The organism is Pseudorhizobium marinum, assembly GCF_000705355.1.
Taxonomy (GTDB): Bacteria; Pseudomonadota; Alphaproteobacteria; order Rhizobiales; family Rhizobiaceae; genus Neorhizobium; species Neorhizobium pelagicum.
Map to the genome: position 1 here is coordinate 1 of NZ_JMQK01000053.1, position 4,145 is coordinate 4,145.

The window sequence follows — 4,145 nt, forward strand, 5'->3', positions numbered from 1 at the left end:
GTGAACTGCACGGAGACCGCGTGGCGATCGGGCCATCGGTTCTCGGTCTGGACGGATATGCACCAACCTCCGGTGCGGTCACAGTCGGCGTGCGCGCGGAAGACCTCCGCGTGGCTGGGCCTGACGAGGATTTCATGCAGTTCCGGCTCGACTATGTCGAGGAGACGGGCGCGCAGCGTCTCGTCCACGGGCATGTCGGAGACCAGAGCCTGACGGCGGCCATGCCGCTGGAAGTCGTCATCCAGGACGAAATGAAGCTTGCGGTCGATCCACGGCGCCTGCATTTCTTTTCCCGCGACACCGGCAAGCGGATCCTGACTTCCAGCCGGCATTCGCTGCCTCGGGAAAGGCTTGCGGAACCCGCCGGATGACGAGTGCCACAGGCGCGGGAGCGGTGCTTTCGCTCTTTTGCACACGAGTTCAAAATGTAACAGTTCTGACATAAAACTGTTGCTGCCGTGTAACGTCTCGCCCCTATTGCCTTGCTCACCAACAACTGGTGGGAAGGGACTAGTCATGATCAAGAAGTTCTCGATGGCCGCTCTGGCGGTTACGTTTTCGGCCACGTCGTCGCTCGCAGCGACCAACATCACGTGGTGGCACGGCATGGGCGGCCGCAATGGCGAGGTCATCAACGAGATCTCCCAGAAGTTCAATGAATCGCAGAGCGAATGCGCTCTGACGCCGGTCTCCAAGGGCACCTACGAAGAAGCTCTTGCCTCCGGCATCGCAGCCTTCCGTTCGGGCGAACAGCCGAACATCCTTCAGGTGTTTGATGCGGGTGCTGCCACCATCATCAACGCCAAGGGCGCGACCGTCGCTGCCGAAGACCTCATCAAGGATGCCGGCTTCGACTTTAACCGCGACGACTTCATCGAAGGCGTCCGCTATTTCTACGCCGACTCCGAAGGCAAGTTCGTCGGCATGCCGTTCAACTCCTCGGCGCCGATCATGTACATCAACGACGAAGCCCTGAAGAAGGCCGGCGTCGAAGCTCCCAAGACCTGGGAAGAGTTCGAAGAAATCGCTCCGAAGCTGAAGGAAGCCGGCTACACGCCGCTCGTCCAGTCGCAGCTGACCTGGGAATTCACCGAGAACTTCTTCTCGCGCCACAACCTGCAGTTCGCATCGAACAACAATGGTTACGACAGCGTCGTCGACACGACGATCAATGTCACCGACCCGAACCACGTCATGATGTACGAGAAGCTGAAGGACTGGCACGACAACGGCTACTTCGGCTACTACGGCGCCGGCTGGTCTGACAACCAGAAGCCCTTCGAAGAAAACAAGGTCGCGCTCTGGATCGGTTCGTCCGGCTCCTTCGGCGGCCTGCAGAAGACGGCCCAGATGCCTTTCTCGGCAACCTTCCTCCCCTACTGGAAGTCGGTTCATCCGGAAGGCGTTCACACCTTCATCGGTGGTGCAGCCCTGTTTGCCATGTCCGGCAAGCCGGAAGCTGAAAACACCTGCACGGCGTCCTTCTTCCACTTCCTGACCTCGCCTGAGATCCAGAAGTTCTACCATCAGGCAACCGGCTACGTCGCCATCACCAAGGCTGCCTACGAGCTTGCCAAGTCGGAAGGCCACTACAAGGAAAAGCCGGCCGCCGAAGTCGGCATCCAGCAGCTGCAGCTGCCGAGCGGCGAGTGGAACAAGGGCTACCGCCTCGGTTTCTACCCGCAGATCCGCACCGTGATGGAACGCGAATACAACCGCATCTTCGCCGGTGAAACGTCCGTCAAGGACGCCATGGAGACGATCAAGAAGGAAGGCGACGAAATGCTCGCCCGCTTCGCCAAGACAGCCGGCTGATTTCACGCCCAAGTCTTCAATAGCCCGGCCGCTCCGTTGGGGCGGCCGGGTATCTCGTGAGGAGCTTCCGTCTTGGCCTACGTCGCCCCATCCCCCCGCTTCCTGCCGTGGCTTGGCAGGCGTGCAAGCCCCAAGGCAGCCGTAGAAGGCGCCAAGCGGGTCCAGTTCTCGTCGCCGCTTCTCCCCTATCTGTTCCTGGCGCCGCAGCTTGCGGTGATCTTCATCTTTTTCTACTGGCCCTCGGTCCAGGCCGTCAGCTCCTCCTTCTATATCGAGGATCCCTTCGGCTTCGGGGCAACCTTCGTCGGGATGAGCAATTACTGGGACGTGCTGACCAGCGCGCAATACCGCAGCATTGCAGGATTCACCGTGGTCTTCACGGCCCTGGTGACGATCTTCTCGCTGTCCATCGGCCTGCTTCTGGCGGTCAAGGCGGACGCGCTCATCCGCGGCTCCTCGGCCTACAAGACGATGCTGATTTCCGTCTATGCGATCGCCGCACCCGTTGCGGCTTTGATCGGCATGATGTTCTTTGACCAGCACATCGGCCCCTTCGTGGAAATGGCCAGCTGGTTCGGCTGGGAGATGCGCGTCGGCCTCAGCTATTTCGACACGGCTTTCGCAATGACGGTGGTCGCCGTCTGGAAGCAGATCCCCTACAACTTCATCTTCTTCCTCTCCGCTCTGCAAAGTGTCCCGGTTGCGGTGCGCGAGGCGGCTGCCATCGACTGCAAGTCCGGCTTCCGCCGCTTCTGGACGGTGACGCTGCCCCTGCTGGCGCCAACGGCGTTCTTCCTGCTGATCATCAACATCACCTATTCGCTGTTCGATACCTTCGGGATCATCGACGTGATGGTGAAGGACAAGGCCGCCAACAACCCGATTACCCTCGTCTACAAGGTCTACGAGGACGGCTTCCGCGGCAATGACATTGGCAGTTCATCGGCCCAGTCGGTCATCCTGATGCTGGTCGTCTTCGCTCTGACGATCGTCCAGTTCCGCTTCATCGAGCGGCGCATCCACTACACCTGAGGTCGAGCCATGCAGAAAAACAAGATCACAGATCACCTGGTGCTGATCCTCGGCTCGCTCTTCCTGATGGTGCCGGTCATCGTCGCCTTCATGACGTCGACGCATACGGCCGCCGACATCCACAGCAACGGCCTGTCGCTCACCTGGGGCGGCAACTTCGTGGAAACCTATGAGAAGGTCCTCACCCGCGAGGGTGGCTTCACCGGACAGGTGACGGGCGCGCGGATGGTGATGAACTCCTTCATCCTCGGCATCGGCTTTGCCGTCGGCAAGATCGTGCTGTCGATGCTGGCCGCCTATGCCATCGTCTACTTCCGGATGCGCTTTGCCACGCTTGCCTTCTGGGTAATCTTCACGACGCTGCTCCTGCCGCTCGAAGTGCGCATCATGCCCTCCTACCAGGTCATGTCGAACCTTGGCCTGCTGAACACCTACACCGGCCTGATCGTGCCGCTGCTGGCCTCGGCGACGGGCACCTTCTATTTCCGCCAGTTCTTCAAGTCCGTGCCGGACGAACTCCTGGAGGCCGCACGCATCGATGGCGCCGGCCCGATCAAGTTCTTCATCGACATCCTCATCCCGCTGTCACGCACGATGATCGCGGCGATCTTCATCATCATGTTCGTCTATGGCTGGAACCAGTATCTCTGGCCGATGCTGATGACGACCGACGAGCGGTTCTTCACCCTGATGCGCGGCATCAAGCAGATCCTGCAGGTCTGGATCGGCTCCCAAATTCCCGACTACAACGAGGCCTTCGCACTTGCAGTGCTGGCCATGCTCCCGCCGGTGCTCATCGTGGTGCTGTTCCAGAGCTGGTTCATCAAGGGCCTGACCGAAAGCGACAAGTGAGGACGATGTCATGGCATCCATCGACATAAACCAGGTCTCCAAGACCTACGCCGGCGGCCACAAGGCCGTTCAATCGGTCGACATCACCATCAGGGACGGCGAGTTCATCGTGCTTGTCGGCCCCTCGGGCTGCGGCAAGTCCACGCTGCTGCGCATGGTGGCAGGGCTGGAAGAGATTTCCGAGGGCGAGGTTTCGATCGGCGACCGGGTCGTCAACCGCATGGAGCCCGCCGAACGCGACATCGCCATGGTCTTCCAGAACTATGCGCTCTATCCGCACATGACGGTGCGCCAGAACCTCGAATACGGCTTGAAGAACCGCAACACGCCGCGGGCCGAGATCGACTCCCGTGTGGCGGAGGCGGCGCGGATGCTGGAGATCGACCAGTACCTCGATCGCAAGCCGCGGGCTCTCTCGGGCGGCCAGCGCCAGCGCGTCGCCATGG

The 4,145-nt window shown here is 60.7% G+C and carries 4 protein-coding genes and 1 pseudogene; all 5 read left to right on the forward strand.

Features of this window, described 5'->3' with window-relative positions; translation table 11 throughout:
• Positions 1-371 (forward strand): annotated as a pseudogene (gene ugpC / locus EO99_RS0125190) (sn-glycerol-3-phosphate ABC transporter ATP-binding protein UgpC); the annotation flags it as partial.
• 145 nt (positions 372-516) lie between these two features.
• The gene (locus EO99_RS0125195; protein ID WP_029621300.1) at positions 517-1,815 is read left to right on the forward strand and encodes an extracellular solute-binding protein; all 1,299 of its coding nucleotides are present in this window, start codon (positions 517-519) and stop codon (positions 1,813-1,815) included.
• Positions 1,816-1,917: 102 nt separating this feature from the next.
• Complete coding sequence (locus EO99_RS0125200) at positions 1,918-2,847, forward strand: carbohydrate ABC transporter permease (protein ID WP_051680093.1); 930 nt, start codon at positions 1,918-1,920, stop codon at positions 2,845-2,847.
• Between the two features lie 9 nt (positions 2,848-2,856).
• Entirely contained in the window at positions 2,857-3,699 is an 843-nt protein-coding gene (gene ugpE, locus EO99_RS0125205) for a sn-glycerol-3-phosphate ABC transporter permease UgpE (protein ID WP_029621302.1), read from the forward strand.
• Positions 3,700-3,709: 10 nt separating this feature from the next.
• Positions 3,710-4,145, forward strand: a 436-nt coding sequence (locus EO99_RS0125210; RefSeq protein WP_029621303.1) for an ATP-binding cassette domain-containing protein, incomplete at its 3' end; no start/stop codon positions are given.

Bases quoted from the DNA above. Each gene is read 5' to 3' on its own strand.
- EO99_RS0125195 (WP_029621300.1), top strand. From the start codon at position 517: ATGATCAAGAAGTTCTCGATGGCCGCTCTGGCGGTTACGTTTTCGGCC.
- ugpE (WP_029621302.1), top strand. From the start codon at position 2,857: ATGCAGAAAAACAAGATCACAGATCACCTGGTGCTGATCCTCGGCTCG.